Below are 15,082 nucleotides of genomic sequence, written 5' to 3'. Positions count from 1 at the left end.
GCTGAGAGTGGCGTCTAAAAGCTTACAGCTGCCCCAGCAGCGTATCGCCGCCGGAGACCTCGACCTTGCCGGGCATCGCTTCGAGGTTCAGCTTCTTGACCACGCCGTCCTCGACCAGCATCGAATAGCGCTTGGAGCGGATGCCGAGACCGTTGCCGGAGGCGTCGAGCTCCATGCCGATCGCCTTGGCGAAGTCGGCATTGCCGTCGGCGAGGAAGATGGCCTCGTCGCGCTGGTCGGTGTCGCGCTTCCAGGCGTTCATGACGAAGGCGTCGTTGACGGAGACGATGGCGATGGTGTCGACGCCCTTGTCCTTCATGGCGTAGGCGTTGAGGAAGATGCTCGGCAGATGCATCTTGTGGCAGGTGCCGGTGTAGGCGCCGGGCACCGCGAACAGCGCCACTTTCTTGCCCTTGAAGATATCGTCGGTGGTCTTCACCTGCGGGCCGTCCGCCGTCATCACTCGGAATTTCGCCTCGGGCAGCTTGTCGCCAGTCTGGATGGTCATCGTGAAGTCTCCCTGAAAATCGGTCCCGCTTTTTAGACCGTGCGGCGGCGCTGCACAATGTTGCCGGTGGGGGAGGAGGCGAGGGTCGCGGCCCTTCACTGTTATGTCATCAGCCGGCAAACCCCCCGTCGTCGAGGAACGCCTGCTCGTCCTCCGTGGTCTCGCGTCCCAGGAGGCGGTTGCGGTGGGGGAAGCGGCCGAACCGCTGGATGATGTCGGCGTGCTCCCGGGCGTATTTCAGGTTCTCCGCATTGTCGGTGTTCTGAAACAGCGCGACGCAATGCAACTGGTCGGGTAGGTGCTCGGAATGCATGAAGGGCAAATAGAGGAATTCGAGCAGGACGGGATCGATCCTGCGATCTGTGCCCCTCTCGATTGCGCGGCGGGCGACGTCGCGCGCCAGCGCGTCGCTGGCAAAGGCTTCCGGCGTGCCGCGGAACATGTTGCGGGGAAACTGGTCGAGCGCGATGACGAGCGCCAGCGCGCCCTCGTCGCTGTCTTCCCAGGAGGCCAGCTCGCCGGCGGTCGCTCTCTTCCATAGCAGAAGAAAGCGACGCCTGACCTCCGCGTCGAAAGCGTCGCTGTGCTTGTACCAGCGCTCGCGACCGGCCTCGCGCCAGAAGGCGAGAATGCCGGCCGGCGTGATGTCGCCGACGTCAGTCATCAACCAGCGGTGCGCCTTACGCCGCCTCCGCCTTCTTCTCGTCGCGCAATTGCCGGCGCAGAATCTTGCCGACATTGGTCTTCGGCAGGTCGGTACGGAATTCGATGTGCTTGGGCACCTTGTAGCCCGTCAGCTGCTCCTGGCAGAACTTGACCACGGCTTCGGCCGTGAGGTTCGGGTCTTTCTTGACCACGAAGGCTTTCACCGCCTCTCCCGACTTGGAATCGGGGATGCCGATGACGGCGCATTCGAGCACCCCCGGATTGCTCGCGATCACTTCCTCGATCTCGTTCGGATAGACGTTGAAGCCGGAGACCAGGATCATGTCCTTCTTGCGGTCGACGATCTTGGTGTAGCCGGTCTCGTCCATCACGCCGATGTCGCCGGTGCGGAAATAGCCGTCCGCGGTCATCACCTTGGCGGTCTCTTCCGGTCTGTTCCAGTAGCCCGACATCACCTGCGGGCCCTTGGCGCAGATCTCGCCGGGCTGGCCGAGCGGCAATTCGTTGCCGTCGTCGTCGCGAATCGAGATCCAGGTCGAGGGCACGGGGATGCCGATCGATCCCGAGAACTCGGTCGTGGTCGCGGGGTTGCAGGTCAACGTCGGCGATGTCTCGGACAGGCCGTAGCCTTCGGCGATGAAGCAGCCGGTCACCGCCTTCCACTGCTCGGCCACGGTGCGCTGCACCGCCATGCCGCCGCCGTTGGAGATCTTCAGCTTGGAGAAGTCGAGCTTCTTGAAATCGGGATGATGCATCAGCCCGTTGTAGAGCGTGTTCACGGCCGGGAAGCTGTTGACCTGGTATTTTGCCAGCTCCTTGACGAAGCCTGCGATGTCGCGCGGATTGGGGATCAGCAGATTGCAGCCGCCGGCGCGTACCGCGAGCAGGTAGCAGGCCGTCAGCGCGAAGATGTGATAGAGCGGCAGCGCGCAAACGATCATGAGCTGATCGACATGCGGAGGCGAGGCGAGCGCCGGCTGGAGCCAGGCGTCGTTCTGCAGGACGTTGGCGACGATGTTGCGGTGGAGCAGGGTGGCGCCCTTGGAGACGCCGGTGGTGCCGCCGGTATATTGCAGGAAGGCGACGTCGCCGGGCGACAGCTTTGGCTTGTTGAACGTCGCGCCGCGGCCGGCCGAGAGCGCATCGTTGAACGACACCGCGCCCGGCAGCGACCAGGCCGGCACCATCTTCTTGACGCGGCGGACGACGAGATTGACGATCACGCCCTTGAAGCCGAGCAGGTCGCCCATGCTGGCGACGATGACGTGCTTCACTTGCGTCTTCGCGATCACCTGCTCGACGGTATGGGCAAAATTCTCCAGCACGATGATGGCTTCGGCGCCGGAATCCTTGAGCTGGTGCTCGAGCTCGCGCGGGGTGTAGAGCGGGTTGACGTTGACCACGGTGAAACCGGCGCGCAGCACGGCGGCGGTTGCGACCGGATATTGCAGCACGTTCGGCATCATGATGGCGACGCGAGCGCCGCGCTGCAGCCCACGGCCTTGCAGATAAGCGGCCAGCGCAACCGACATCTGATCGAGGTCGCGATAGCTGATCGACTTGTCCATGCAGATGAACGCCTTGCGGTCGGCGAACTTGGAAAAGCTCTCCTCCAAGAGGTCGACCAGCGATGCGTATTGCGTCGGCTCGATATCAGCAGGCACGCCGGGCGGATATTGCTTGAGCCAGATGCGCTCCATGGAAAACTCCCTCATTTACCAGAGCCCGTTGTGTCTCGGGCTTGCCTCATTGCTGCCAGTATCGAGCTTGCCGGAACGGGTGGCAAGTCGTCGTGGCTTAGGGCAAAGGTCGGGGAGTAGCTACCGGAATCCCCGCAAACCGCGTTGCCGCAGTGCGAAGTACGGGCGGGTCTCAGCTCGGTGCGCCGTTAACTGTTGTTGGCCGGCTTGGCGGCGGGCTTGGTCGCTGCCTTCGGCTTGGCGGGCTTAGGAGCCTGATCGCTGCTTGCCGCTGGTTTTGCCGCCGCATCGGATTTTGCCGCGGCGTGCTTGGTCCCGGCCGGCTTGGCTGCGGTCTTGCCGTCGCTCTTGACGTCAGCTGGCTTGGCATCCGGCTTTGCCGCCGCCGTCTTGGCGTCTGTCTTGGCAGCCGTCTTGGCATCCGTCTTGGCGTCCTTCGGCTTGTCGGCCGCGTCAGGCTTCTTGGCGACGCGCGACTTCTTGCCACGCGGCTTTGGCGTGGCCTGCTGGTCGGCATCGGCCGCGACCGCCGCGATCAGGGCGGTGCCGGTGCGGGTCGGGCCGGTATAGACCAGCACGGGTTCGGCCGCTGCCGGGGCCGAGGCCATCAGCTCGGACGCCTTCATCAGGGGCGGCTGGAGGCCGGCCGTGAAGAAGGTGACCTGGGCTTCGCCGCCGGTCGCGGAGGCCGATCCTGTCGTGCCGCCATTGGCCGCGATCAGCGCATCGTCATCGTCGCTGGCCGGTCGCTTGCGATGGCCGCCGCACATGTCCTCGCGCAGGTTCGGCGGCGAGGCGTCGACCGGCACCAGCTTTTCGACTGTGCCGAGCGAGGGGCGGAGCCAAGTGAGGTTGTCTTGCGAGAAACCGCGCTCGAGCAGCTGGGCTGCCTTCACCGCGCGCGCGGTGCCGGAATTGGCGCCGAGCACCACCGCGATCAGTCGGCGGCCGTTGCGTGTCGCCGACGCAACGAGGTTGTAGCCCGAGGCGCAGATGAAGCCGGTCTTGAAACCGTCGGCACCGGGATAGCGGCCGATCAGCTTGTTGAAATTGCCGGTGACGCGCTTGCCGAAGCGGATCGCCGGGATATGCACGAAGTATTCGTATTCCGGCAGGTCGCGCAGGAACGAGCGCGCGAGAATGCCGAGGTCGCGCGCCGACGTGATCTGGCCGTCGGCGGGCAGGCCGTTCGGATTGACGTAGCTCGTCTGCGTCATGCCGAGCTTCTGCGCGGTGTCGTTCATCATCGCGGAGAAGCCGTCGATCGAGCCGCCGACGCCTTCGGCGAGCACGACGGCCATGTCGTTCGCCGACTTCACCATCATCATCTTCAGCGCGTTGTCGACGGTGAGCTGTGTTCCCGGACGGAACCCCATCTTCGACGGCGATTGGGAGGCCGCTGTCGGCGACACCGTGATCAGCGTGTCGAGCGTGAGCTTGCCGTCCTTGACCGCCTTCAGCGTCACATAGGCGGTCATGATCTTGGTGACGGAAGCCGGATACCAGGGAATGGTCGCGTTTTCCGCCTGCAACACCTTGCCGCTGTCGGCCTCGATCAGGAGCAGGGCTTCGGCGCCCGCCGCGCGCGGCGCGAGCAATGCGGCGCATGCGAGTGCCGCGGCGAACAGGTTGAACAGGGATTTGCGAAGCAGCGGGCGAAGAGCGTGCACTATCCGATTCCGGTCCTTGGAGACCCGCCGGTTCCGGTCGGCTCTCGTGATCTGATGTTCGGTTCTGAAATCCAGCGCCGCCGCTTGCGGCGCCGCAAACCTATACCGGCTCGTGCGTCGGGAATAGGGGCATCAGCGGGGTATTCCGCAATGAAATAGGCCGAATTTCGACGGTATCGTGGAGACTTGCTAAGGCGACTTGGCGGCAGTCGCGGCAGCCTCGGCCGCTGTCACGCTGGCCCGTGCGTTCTCCTGAACCATGAATTGGGCCCTGGCGAGGTCGGCGAAATGGTCGCCTTTGGCCACGAGTTCATCGAAAGTTCCGCTTTCGATCACACGCCCGTTCTCGAACACCAGGATCCGCGTGGCATTACGGATGGTGGAGAGACGGTGAGCGATCACGAAGGTGGTGCGGCCCTTCATCACTTCGTCGAGAGCGGCATTCACCTTGGCTTCGGTGACGGCGTCGAGCGCGCTGGTCGCCTCGTCCAGGATCAGGAGCGGCGGATCCTTCAGCAGTGCACGGGCGATCGACAGCCGCTGGCGCTCGCCGCCGGACAGCATGCGGCCGCGCTCGCCGGCATTGGTCTCGAAGCCGCCGCTGCGCTCGATGAAGTCGAGCGCCTGCGCGCGCTCCGCCGCCTTGCGCATCTCGGCCTCAGTGGCGTCCGGCTTGCCGACGCGCAAATTCTCCGCGATCGAGCGGTTGAACAGCAGCGCCTCCTGAAAGACCACGCCGATGTTCCGCCGCAGCGATGTCAGCGTCACCCCGCGCACGTCCATGCCGTCGATCCTGATGAAGCCGGACTGCGGATCGAAGGCGCGATGCAGCAGCGCAATCGCCGTCGACTTGCCGGCGCCGGTCGCGCCGACCAGCGCGATGGTCTGGCCGGGCAGCGCGGTGAAGGAGAGATCCTCGACCGCCGGCCGTTTGCCGTCATAGGAGAAGGTGACGTCGTTGAATTCGACGAGGCCGGAGAGCCGACCCGCGTCGATCGCGTCGGGCCGGTCGTGCACCGCAGGCACCGCATCGAGCACGTTGAAGAACTCGCGCAGGCGCGGGGCTTCCATGAACACGTTGTTGATGAAGCTCACGACCTGCTCGAGCTTCTGGATCAGAAGCGTCGCGAAGCTCACGAACATCACGATTTCGCCGACCGAGGTCAGCCCCTGGTCGTGCAGCGATATGCCCAACGTGAAGATCGCGAGCACCGTGATGGTGGTGGAGGCGCGCGTGATGACGGTGACGAGCGCCCACCACGACAACACCGGCATTTGCGCCGCGAGCAACTGGTCGGCGACGGAGCGCAAGCCCTTCACCTCGGATTCGACGCGCACGAAACTCTGCACCAGCGCGACGTTGCCGAGCGCGTCGGAAGCGCGCGCGGAAAGTTCGCTGTAGTGCTCCTCCACCTCCATCTGCATGCCGAAGGTTCTGCGCACCACGAAGGTCGTCAGCGCCGTGAAGACGATGCAGAGCACGAACAGCAGGATCGCGAGCCGCCAGTTCAGGTACAGTGATAGCGGCAGCAACACCACGACCGACAGGATCGCGGCAAAGTGCTCGCGGAAGAAGCCGAGCCAGAGCCGCCACAGCGCATCGGTGCCGTTGAGCATCACCTTCATCAGCCGGCCCGAATGGGTGCCGGAATGGAAGGTCAGCGGCAGTTGCAGGATGTGCTCGAAATAGTCGGTCAGCACCGCCTGGCGCTGGCGGTGCGAGAGCCGGTCGGCTTGCAAGGCCACGAGTGCGCTGCAGGCGATGGTGAACAGCCCGAACGCCACCCAGGCCATCAGAAACGGCCAGGCCGAGTCCGATCCGGCGACCGTCTTGCCCGAGAGAACGTCGACGATCCGGCCGAACAGCACGGGTTCGGCGAACTGCGAGGCGGCAAGCAGGAGGTTGGCAAACGCCAGCAACCAGCCCAGCCGCGCCTCTTTGCCGAGTAGTTCGAGAACGCGGGTGTAGAGGCGGAGGATGGGCATGGGGCGAGGAGCTCGGGCGGATAGATCGGAGTGAGTCCATACTCTAATCAGGGATCGCCCGCGAGATATAGCGGAAGGTGTCGGTTTTGCTCAGTTGATCAGCCGTTTCGCGACCGGCGGCAGGAACTGGTCGTCGAAGATGTCGCCCGCCGCCGGCCGTTTGCGGAATTTGAAATCCTGCGCGATCTGTTCGATTGAGCGGTCCATGCGCGCCGGGTCGATGCCGCCGAGGCCGTTGCGCCTGACTTCGTCGGTCAGGATGTTGTCGACGAGGACCGTGTGCAGGCGCTCCAGCTCAACATCGTGGTCGCCGCCGTCGATGCGGCTCGCGGCCTCGTCCGCCGCGCGCGCCGGGTCCTTCACGGTCGCGTTGATGCCGGCGATCAATGCGTGGACGAATCCCTTCACGGCGTCCGGCTTGGCCGCGGCGAAGGCGGGGTTGACCACGACGGCAAAGCCATAAGCCTCGCAACCATAGTCGGCATAGCGAAGCACGACGAGATCGCCGCCTGGCACGCCGCGGTCGCGCAGGTTCACTGCCGAGAGATAGCTGAAGCCGGCGACGGCATCGACCTGGCCCGCGGAGAGGGTTGGCTCGCGCACCGCGGCGCTCATCTTGTGGAATTTCACGTGCGCCGTGATGATGCCGTTCTGCTGTGCCAGCGCCGGCCACAGCCGCATCGATAGGTCGCTATCGGCAACGCCGACGGTCTTGCCGTCGAGGTCGGGCAGGAGGTGGATGCCACGGCTCCTGCGGGCGACGATCGCGTAAGGCGCGCGGTTGAACAGCACGAACACCGCCTTGACCGGTGCCGCATCATCCTTGTCGCGGAAGCGGATCAACTCGTTGATGTCGACGAGCGCGAGTTCGCTGTCGCCCTTGGCGACGCGCGCGAGCGCCTCCGGCGATCCGGCCACGCTGTTGAAGGAGACGTTGAGACGCTCGGCGCCGAAGCTGCCGTCCTTTGCGGCAAGGAAGAACGGCGCCATGCTCGCATCGATCGGGCGGTCGAAGGCGAAGTGGATCGCAATAGAGGGCGCGGCGGTCTCAGCCGCCGTGACATCGCGTGCAGTCAGCGCGGCAAGCGAGATTGCAAGGGCCAGCAGGCAGCGAAGGGCGGTCGTCTTGAATCCGAACATCAGTCGCGCCGGTCCCGCATTGTTGTGGTTTCGTGACGCTCGCAGCGCCGGCTGGCGACAACTGTGTCCGCACCAACATGAACGGCGGATGAGCGGCGCTTGCGTCACGATTACGCAACCCCGTTCAGCTTGTGTTGGGGTAGGGGAACCCAACATGGGATGTGGGTGTTTGAGAGCCATGAGCCTGTCGTCAGGCACCATTCGAGGTCCCAAGGAGGGTCCAGGACATGTTTGACAGCTTTTCCAAGTTTGCCGGCCGCAAGGCCGTGCTTGCCACCGCCGCGGTGCTGGCGTTGACCGCGGTTGCCCCGACCGCCTCATACGCCGGCGGCCGCCACTGGCATGGTGGTGGCGGCGCAGCGGCTGCCGCGGCGTTTGCCGGCATCGTCGGCACCGGCCTCGCGATCGCGGCGACCCGCGACGCCTACGCCTATGATGACGGGCCGTATTATGGCGGTCCCGTCTATTCCAGCGGCCCTGTCTATTACGGCTACGGCCCCTATTATGGACCGGGCCCGAACTACCAGTATCAGCGTTACGGCGGCACCGCTCCGTCGGAGCTCTGCGGCCAAGGCTATTACACGAACTGCTACTAGCTTTGGCTACCAGGTCTTGACCACAACAGGCCGTCGCTCTTGCCGCGACGGCCTGTTTTTTGCTTTTGTTGTAGTGCGTTAACGCGTTCGCCATTGGTTTAGAGTAGTTTCAACATCATGAGTGATTCGCTTGAGCGGCTTTATCTGGCTGTGCTCGCGGCCAGGGATCTTGATCCGGCAACATCGCGTACAGCCCGGCTGTTTCAGCGTGGGCCCTCCAAAATGGCGAAAAAACTGGCCGAAGAGGCCATCGAGGTCGTCATCGATGCGGTCAATGGCGACAGCGCTGCCGTGATCCGGGAAAGCGCCGATCTGCTCTATAACCTCACGGTGCTCTGGGCCTCGGCCGGCGTGCGCCCCGAGGACGTCTGGCGCGAAATGACGCGGCGGGAAGACATGCTCGGCATCGCCGAGAAGCTGCCGAAGTCGCCGATGAAGCTGCCTAAAGTTGCGTCACCGCGCGTTGCTGTCAGGCGGCCAATTGTCGCGCTCGAGGGTCGCGTGGCGCGCAAGCGCCACTAAAAACGTCATAAAACTCGCGGTGGACAAATCCGTCCCATGGTGCTTCATCGCGGCGCCATGCTGAAACGTATCTACGACTGGTGCATCGACGCCGCTCACAAGCCTTACGCGCTCTGGATCCTGGGTGCCGTGGCTTTCGCAGAAAGCTCCTTCTTTCCCGTCCCCCCGGACGTGATGCTGGTCCCGATGTCGCTGGCGCGCCCGCAGCGCGCCTGGGTCTATGCGGCGATCTGCACTGCGACGTCGGTGCTGGGCGGCCTGCTCGGCTACGCCATCGGCGCGCTGCTGTTCGACTCGGTCGGTCACTGGCTGATCCAGGTCTATGGCCTCGGCGACAAGGTCGATGCCTTCCGCGCCTCCTATGCCGAGTGGGGCGCGGTGATCATCCTGCTCAAGGGGCTGACGCCGATCCCCTACAAGCTCGTCACGATCACCTCGGGCTTTGCCGGCTACAATCTCATCCTGTTCATCGTCTGCTCGATCGTTGCGCGCGGCGGACGTTTTTTCATCGTCGCGATCCTGCTCAATCGTTATGGCGACTGGATCCGGGTCAGGATCGAGAAGCATCTCGGTCTCTGGGTGGCGATCGGCGCCGCCGTGCTGGTGCTCGGCTTTGTGGTCGCGATCAAATTGATCTAACCCAAGGCGCTTTGCCACTGCGCCAGGTTCGGCTACGGTTGCCGTCATGATGCTTCGATCCGGCAATCCGGTCCTGCGACTGGGGGCGCTGATATTTGTGGTGCTTTCGCTCCTGCTGGTTGCCGTCGGTACCGGATGGCCGCAATCCGCGCCGCCGGCGCTCGGCCTGCAGGAGCAGGGACCGCAGGCTGCGCCGCCGCCCTCATCATCTCCTTCGTCGCCGCCGGCGCGTGAGGAAAATCCCGGGCTGATCAACGAAATGGGCAAGCTGTTCGACAAGCTGCCCTCGATCCTGCCGCCGATCAAAAGCCCGGGCGAGACCATGAACGATTTGTCGCGGCTGGCGACGCCCTCGACCATGGTGTCGGGTCGCACGGCCTGTCCGGTCTCGTCCAACGGCGCGCCCGACTGCAAGCTCGCCGCCGACAAACTCTGTCAGAGCAAGGGCTACACGGAAGGCAAGAGCCTGAATGCCGACTCCGCGGAAAAATGCTCGGCCAAGGTTTTGATCCCGGGCCGGCAACGCAAACCGGACGACTGCCGCACTGATACCTTCGTCACCAGCGCGCTGTGCCAGAACTGAGGACGTCGCGCGAGCAAGCAAGGAGCGCCCATGAGCCGTACGGAGCAGGACTTCCTCGGACAACGTGAGATCGCCGACGACATCTATTACGGCGTCCAGACCATCCGCGGGAAGGAGAACTTCCACATCACCGGCATTCCGATGAACCAGGAGCCTTTCTTCGTGAAGGCGCTTGGTTACGTGAAGAAGGCTGCGGCCATGGCCAATCGCGATCTCGGCGCGGTGGACACCAAGGTCGCGGAAGCCATCATCGTGGGTTGCGATCGCGTCATCGCCGGCGACATGATGGATCAGTTCGTCACCGACTTCATCCAGGGCGGCGCCGGCACCTCCACCAACATGAACGCCAACGAGGTGATCGCCAATCTCGCGCTGGAAGCGCTCGGCTTTGCCAAGGGCGACTACCAGCACGTCAGCCCCAACGATCACGTCAATTACGGCCAGTCGACCAACGACACCTATCCGACCGCCTTCCGGCTGGCGCTGATCCTGCGGCTCGAGAGCTACATGACCGCGCTGCGCCAGCTCCAGGAGGCCTTCTTCGCCAAGGGCCGCGAATTCGAGCGCGTGCTGAAGATGGGCCGCACCCATCTGCAGGACGCGGTGCCGATGTCGCTCGGCGCGGAATTCCGCGGCTGGGGCACCACCATGGGCGAGGAGGTCGATCGAATCTCCGAGGCCCGCGCGCTGCTGCGCGAGATCAATCTCGGCGCGACCGCGATCGGCACCTCCGTCACCGCCGCGCACGGCTATCCCAAGCTCGCGGTCCGGCACTTGAGCGCGCTCACCGGCATCGACTTCATCCTCGCCGGCGACCTCGTCGAGGCGACGTCGGATACCGGCGCCTATGTGCAGCTCTCCGGTGTGCTCAAACGCACCGCGAGCAAACTGACAAAAATCTGCAACGACATCCGCCTGCTCGCCTCCGGCCCGCGCGCCGGCTTCAACGAGATCAACCTGCCGCAGCTCCAGCCGGGCTCCTCGATCATGCCGGGCAAGGTCAATCCTGTGATCCCCGAGGTCGTCAACCAGACCAGCTTTCTCGTCATCGGGCTCGACACCACGGTGACGCTCGCAGCTTCTGCCGGCCAGCTCCAGCTCAACGTGATGGAGCCGGTGATCTCGTTCGCGCTGTTCTTCTCGATCCGTACCATGGAGCGCGCGGTCAACAGCCTGCGCGAGAATTGCGTCGTGGGCATCACCGCCAACGAGGAGCATACCCGCAACATGGTGCTCAACTCGCTTGGCATCGTCACCGTGCTGAAGCCACTGCTCGGCTACAAGCAATGCGCCGAGATCGCGCGCGAGGGCTACAAGAGCGGCAAGTCGCTGCACCAGATCGTCGTGGTCGAGCGCAAGCTGCTGACGCAGGAGAAATGGGACGAAATGTTCTCGTTCGAGCGGCTGATCAATCCTGATCTGATTGCGTGATGTCGTCGCCCCGCGAAGAATTCCGCGACTTGGAATTGCGGTAACCGCGTCCTCCACGGCGCCAAAACGCAATACTTGACAGTGGAAAGATTGCCTTGTTGGTATGGCTCCCAACTTCGATTTGACAGCCAAAAGAGGATCGTCTCGCAATGTCCATGCCTGCCTTGTTCAAGGGACGCCTGTCGATCCCCGTGATCGGTTCGCCGCTCTTCATCATCTCGGTGCCCGATCTCGTGATCGCGCAGTGCAAGGCGGGCGTGGTCGGCTCGTTTCCGTCGCTGAACGCGCGGCCGCCGGAATTGCTCGACGAGTGGCTGGCACGGATCACCGAAGAGCTCGCGGCCTATGACCGCGCGCATCCCGACAAGCCGTCGGCGCCGTTTGCGGTCAACCAGATCGTGCACAAATCGAACAACCGGCTCGACCACGACATGCAGCTCTGCGCCAAGTACAAGGTGCCGATGATCATCTCGTCGCTCGGCGCACGCGAGGAGCTGAACCAGGCCGTGCACGGCTGGGGCGGCATCGTCTTCCACGACGTGATCAACCAGAAGTTCGCGCACAAGGCGATCGAGAAGGGCGCCGACGGCCTGATCCTGGTCGCGGCCGGCGCCGGCGGCCATGCCGGCACGATCTCGCCGTTGGCGTTCGTCGCCGAGACGCGAAAATGGTTCGACGGCCCGATCGCGTTGTCGGGCGCCATCGGCAACGGCAAGGCGATCCGCGCCGCGCGCATCCTCGGCGCCGACTTTGCCTACATCGGCTCGGCCTTCATCGCCACCAAGGAAGCCAATGCGGTCGAGCAGTACAAGGAGATGATCGCGGGCGCGACGGCCGACGACATCGTCTATTCCAACCTCTTCACCGGCGTGCACGGCAACTATCTGAAGCCGTCGATTCTCGCCGCCGGCATGGATCCGGAAAACCTGCCGACGTCCGATCCCTCCAAGATGAACTTCGGCACCGACGCCTCCGGCGAGCGCGCCAAGCCAAAGGCCTGGAAGGAAATCTGGGGGTCGGGCCAGGGCGTCGGCAGCATCGAGGGAATCGTGCCCGCCGCCGAAATGATCGCGCGCTTCAAACGCGAATACGACGAGGCGATCGATCCGCCGTTGTGATCGCTCTAGTGTCCCGGACGCGGTGCGGCGCGAAGTGCCGCGCCGCAGAGCCGGGACCCATCGCCGCCACAAATGGACCCCGGATCAGCAGCGCACCGCAAGTGCGCTGCGCTGCGTCCGGGGAACGCCACCCGAGATCGAGTGCGAGATGACCCCCATCTACCGCGTCGACGGCAACAGTGTCGTCACCAGCCCTGAGGCTGCGGGCCCGTGGGACCGGCGGATGCAGCACGGTTCGGCGCCGGCCTCGCTGGTGACGTGGGCGGCTGAGCGCATTCCGACGCCTGTTACGATGGACATCGCGCGCGTCACCATCGACCTGATGCGCCCGGTGCCGGTGGCGCCGCTCACGATTGCGACCGAGGTCCTGCGCGAGGGCCGCAAGATCCAGCTCTGCGGGGTCAAGCTGCTCGCCGACGGCGTGCAGGTCGTCGGCGCCACCGTGCTCAAGGTCAAGCGCCAGGCGCTGACGCTGCCGGACGACGTCAAGGCGCTGCCGGTCGAATTGCCCTCGCCCGAGGAGTCCCTGCTCGAGGACGGTCATGCCGCCACCAGCCCGTTCGTACGTTCGGTCTCGATGCGCGCCGCGCGCGGCCGCTTCGGGCAAGCCGGCGCCGGCGCGATCTGGTTTCGCGTCGACCATCCCCTGATCGCAGGCGAAGCCGTGTCGCAGGCGATGCGCGCCGTGGTTGCGGCCGATTTTTCCAACGGCACCGCCTCGACGCTCGACTTCCGCGCCTGGACCTACATCAACGCCGACCTCACCGTGAGCTTTTCGCGCCAGCCGATCGGCGAGTGGATCCTGCTCGACGGCGACTCCTGGATCGGTCCTGATGGCGCCGGGCTTGCGATGTCGCGGCTGGCCGACCGGCAGGGCTATTTCGGCCGCGCGGTGCAAAGCCTGGTGATCGAGAAGCGGTAAGGCACCTCGTCTATCCCACCATCCGGTCCCGCCCGCTCCAAAAGCTCGCGCGCAGCACCTTCTTGTCGGAGACGATGCGTGGAGCGGATCGGACATATGTTTCCTCATTGCTTTGCCATCGGCTTTTGACGTGCCAATGTTGCGCGCAAGGCCAGCACAGGAATGCGGGATGGAACGACAAAGCTCGCGCAGGGAGGCATGTGTGACGTCCGATCGACTGCAACGCTTTCGCGATCGTCTCAGTCTGCCTTTGATCGCGGCGCCGATGTTTCTGGTGTCGGGCGTCGAGCTCATGGTCGCGGCCTGCCGTAACGGTGTGATCGGCAGCTTCCCTACCGTGAATTGCCGCAGCGCCGAACAGCTTGAGGCGTGGCTCACCGAAATCGAAACGCGGCTGCGGCATCACGAAGATCAAACCGGTCGCATGGCCGCGCCACTCTGCCCGAACCTGATCGTGCATCGCTCCAACGCGAGGCTGGAGCAGGATCTCGCTGTGCTGCTGCGCCACAGGCCGGAGATCGTCATTACCTCTGTTGGATCGCCCGCGCCGGTATTGAAGCCGCTGCATGAAGCCGGCGCGCTGGTGCTGGCGGACGTGGCCTCGATCCGCCACGCCCAGCGCGCGGCGGAGGCTGGCGCCGACGGGCTCGTGCTGCTCACCGCGGGCGCAGGCGGGCAGACCGGCTGGCTCAACCCGTTTGCCTTCGTCCGGGCGGTGCGCGCATTCTACGATGGCATCGTCGTGCTCGCCGGCGGCATCAGCGACGGCCGCGCGCTGCATGCGGGCGAAGTGCTCGGCTGCGATCTTGGCTACATGGGCACAAAATTCATAGCGACGCGCGAGAGCATGGCGGACGAGCGTCACAAGCGAATGCTGGTCGACGGCAGCGCGGACGACATTTTCCTGACCACCGCGTTCACGGGCCTGCAGACCAGCATGCTCAAGCCGTCGATCGTCGCAGCCGGTCTCGACCCCGACGATCTGCCGACGCGCGGCGCGATCGACATCGGCAAGGACATCGACGTCAACGCGCGCGAGAGCCGCCCAAGGCGCTGGCGCGATATCTGGAGCGGCGGGCATTCGATATCGGGCGTGACCGAAGTGATGGGGGTCAACGATCTCGTCGCGCGGACGGTCGCCGAGTATCGAGAGGCCGGTGGCGGCCTCTCCCCGTAAAAATGCGGAGGCCGACAGGGCCCCGTCGTCCCCATCACAGTTAATCGAGCGCTTCTTCGAAGCCCCTCACTTAACGCCAGATTAACCAACGCCCGGCAAGAATCCCTCTCACGGCCGCCAATCAGGACCGAGAGGGACAGGCGATGGACTTCGACTTTCTCAACGCCAAGACGGCGGCTTCGCTGGACGAAATTCGCGTTCGCGTGGCCCATGCGCTGGCCCGCCACCCGCTGTGCCGCAATGTCCGCTTCGACATCGTCAGCGTCCCCCGCACCCGCCGGGGCGGCAATTGGACGGTGACGCTGCAAGCGGTCGAGCCGCGCGGCGTCTGGGAGGCCTCGGAGATCGTGGCCGACATCCAGGACGCTTACGATCTGGCGCTAGCTGCCTGATCCTCTTGAGCTTTCCGGGTGTCGCCGCAGTC

Annotated in this window: 15 protein-coding genes; 9 read left to right on the top strand and 6 right to left on the bottom strand. The window is 64.6% G+C overall.

Features of this window, described 5'->3' with window-relative positions:
• Positions 1 to 22 precede the first annotated feature (22 nt).
• The 6 genes from QCM77_RS23655 to QCM77_RS23630 all read right to left on the bottom strand — a co-directional run bounded on the left by QCM77_RS23655 (position 23) and on the right by QCM77_RS23630 (position 7,670).
• Complete coding sequence (locus QCM77_RS23655) at positions 23 to 508, bottom strand: peroxiredoxin (protein WP_279663186.1); 486 nt, start codon at positions 506 to 508, stop codon at positions 23 to 25.
• A 109-nt stretch (positions 509 to 617) separates the two neighbouring features.
• Positions 618 to 1,172, bottom strand: coding sequence for a DUF924 family protein (locus QCM77_RS23650; protein WP_279663185.1), 555 nt, complete (start codon positions 1,170 to 1,172; stop codon positions 618 to 620).
• A 16-nt stretch (positions 1,173 to 1,188) separates the two neighbouring features.
• On the bottom strand, positions 1,189 to 2,874 hold the full coding sequence (locus QCM77_RS23645; protein ID WP_279663184.1) for a long-chain fatty acid--CoA ligase: 1,686 nt from the start codon (positions 2,872 to 2,874) through the stop codon (positions 1,189 to 1,191).
• 188 nt (positions 2,875 to 3,062) lie between these two features.
• Positions 3,063 to 4,544 (bottom strand): D-alanyl-D-alanine carboxypeptidase family protein, encoded by a 1,482-nt coding sequence (locus QCM77_RS23640; RefSeq protein WP_279685117.1) that lies wholly within the window; start codon positions 4,542 to 4,544, stop codon positions 3,063 to 3,065.
• 189 nt (positions 4,545 to 4,733) lie between these two features.
• On the bottom strand, positions 4,734 to 6,530 hold the full coding sequence (locus QCM77_RS23635) for a glucan ABC transporter ATP-binding protein/ permease (RefSeq protein ID WP_279685115.1): 1,797 nt from the start codon (positions 6,528 to 6,530) through the stop codon (positions 4,734 to 4,736).
• 90 nt (positions 6,531 to 6,620) lie between these two features.
• On the bottom strand, positions 6,621 to 7,670 hold the full coding sequence (locus tag QCM77_RS23630) for an ABC transporter substrate-binding protein (RefSeq protein ID WP_279685114.1): 1,050 nt from the start codon (positions 7,668 to 7,670) through the stop codon (positions 6,621 to 6,623).
• A 227-nt stretch (positions 7,671 to 7,897) separates the two neighbouring features.
• Here QCM77_RS23630 and QCM77_RS23625 point away from each other — a divergent pair, with 227 nt between their 5' ends.
• The 9 genes from QCM77_RS23625 to QCM77_RS23585 all read left to right on the top strand — a co-directional run bounded on the left by QCM77_RS23625 (position 7,898) and on the right by QCM77_RS23585 (position 15,050).
• Entirely contained in the window at positions 7,898 to 8,266 is a 369-nt protein-coding gene (locus QCM77_RS23625) for a hypothetical protein (protein WP_279685113.1), read from the top strand.
• 117 nt (positions 8,267 to 8,383) lie between these two features.
• Positions 8,384 to 8,788, top strand: a complete 405-nt coding sequence (hisE, locus tag QCM77_RS23620; RefSeq protein ID WP_279685112.1) for a phosphoribosyl-ATP diphosphatase — start codon at positions 8,384 to 8,386, stop codon at positions 8,786 to 8,788.
• 36 nt (positions 8,789 to 8,824) lie between these two features.
• The gene (locus tag QCM77_RS23615; protein WP_279663178.1) at positions 8,825 to 9,427 is read left to right on the top strand and encodes a YqaA family protein; all 603 of its coding nucleotides are present in this window, start codon (positions 8,825 to 8,827) and stop codon (positions 9,425 to 9,427) included.
• 46 nt (positions 9,428 to 9,473) lie between these two features.
• The gene (locus tag QCM77_RS23610) at positions 9,474 to 10,010 is read left to right on the top strand and encodes a hypothetical protein (RefSeq protein WP_279685110.1); all 537 of its coding nucleotides are present in this window, start codon (positions 9,474 to 9,476) and stop codon (positions 10,008 to 10,010) included.
• Between the two features lie 30 nt (positions 10,011 to 10,040).
• Positions 10,041 to 11,441, top strand: coding sequence for an aspartate ammonia-lyase (locus QCM77_RS23605; RefSeq protein ID WP_279685109.1), 1,401 nt, complete (start codon positions 10,041 to 10,043; stop codon positions 11,439 to 11,441).
• 149 nt (positions 11,442 to 11,590) lie between these two features.
• On the top strand, positions 11,591 to 12,559 hold the full coding sequence (locus QCM77_RS23600) for an NAD(P)H-dependent flavin oxidoreductase (RefSeq protein WP_279685108.1): 969 nt from the start codon (positions 11,591 to 11,593) through the stop codon (positions 12,557 to 12,559).
• A gap of 148 nt (positions 12,560 to 12,707) precedes the next feature.
• Positions 12,708 to 13,481: a thioesterase family protein gene (locus tag QCM77_RS23595; RefSeq protein ID WP_279685107.1), complete on the top strand. Its 774-nt coding sequence runs from the start codon at positions 12,708 to 12,710 to the stop codon at positions 13,479 to 13,481.
• A 202-nt stretch (positions 13,482 to 13,683) separates the two neighbouring features.
• A complete protein-coding gene (locus QCM77_RS23590) occupies positions 13,684 to 14,658 on the top strand; it encodes an NAD(P)H-dependent flavin oxidoreductase (RefSeq protein ID WP_279685106.1) in 975 nt (324 codons plus the stop codon).
• 143 nt (positions 14,659 to 14,801) lie between these two features.
• On the top strand, positions 14,802 to 15,050 hold the full coding sequence (locus QCM77_RS23585; RefSeq protein WP_279685104.1) for a hypothetical protein: 249 nt from the start codon (positions 14,802 to 14,804) through the stop codon (positions 15,048 to 15,050).
• Positions 15,051 to 15,082 lie beyond the last annotated feature (32 nt).

Origin of the sequence: Bradyrhizobium nivariense, from assembly GCF_029846695.2 — a bacterium.
Classification (GTDB): Bacteria; Pseudomonadota; Alphaproteobacteria; order Rhizobiales; family Xanthobacteraceae; genus Bradyrhizobium.
This window is presented reverse-complemented; position numbering and strand designations above follow the sequence as displayed.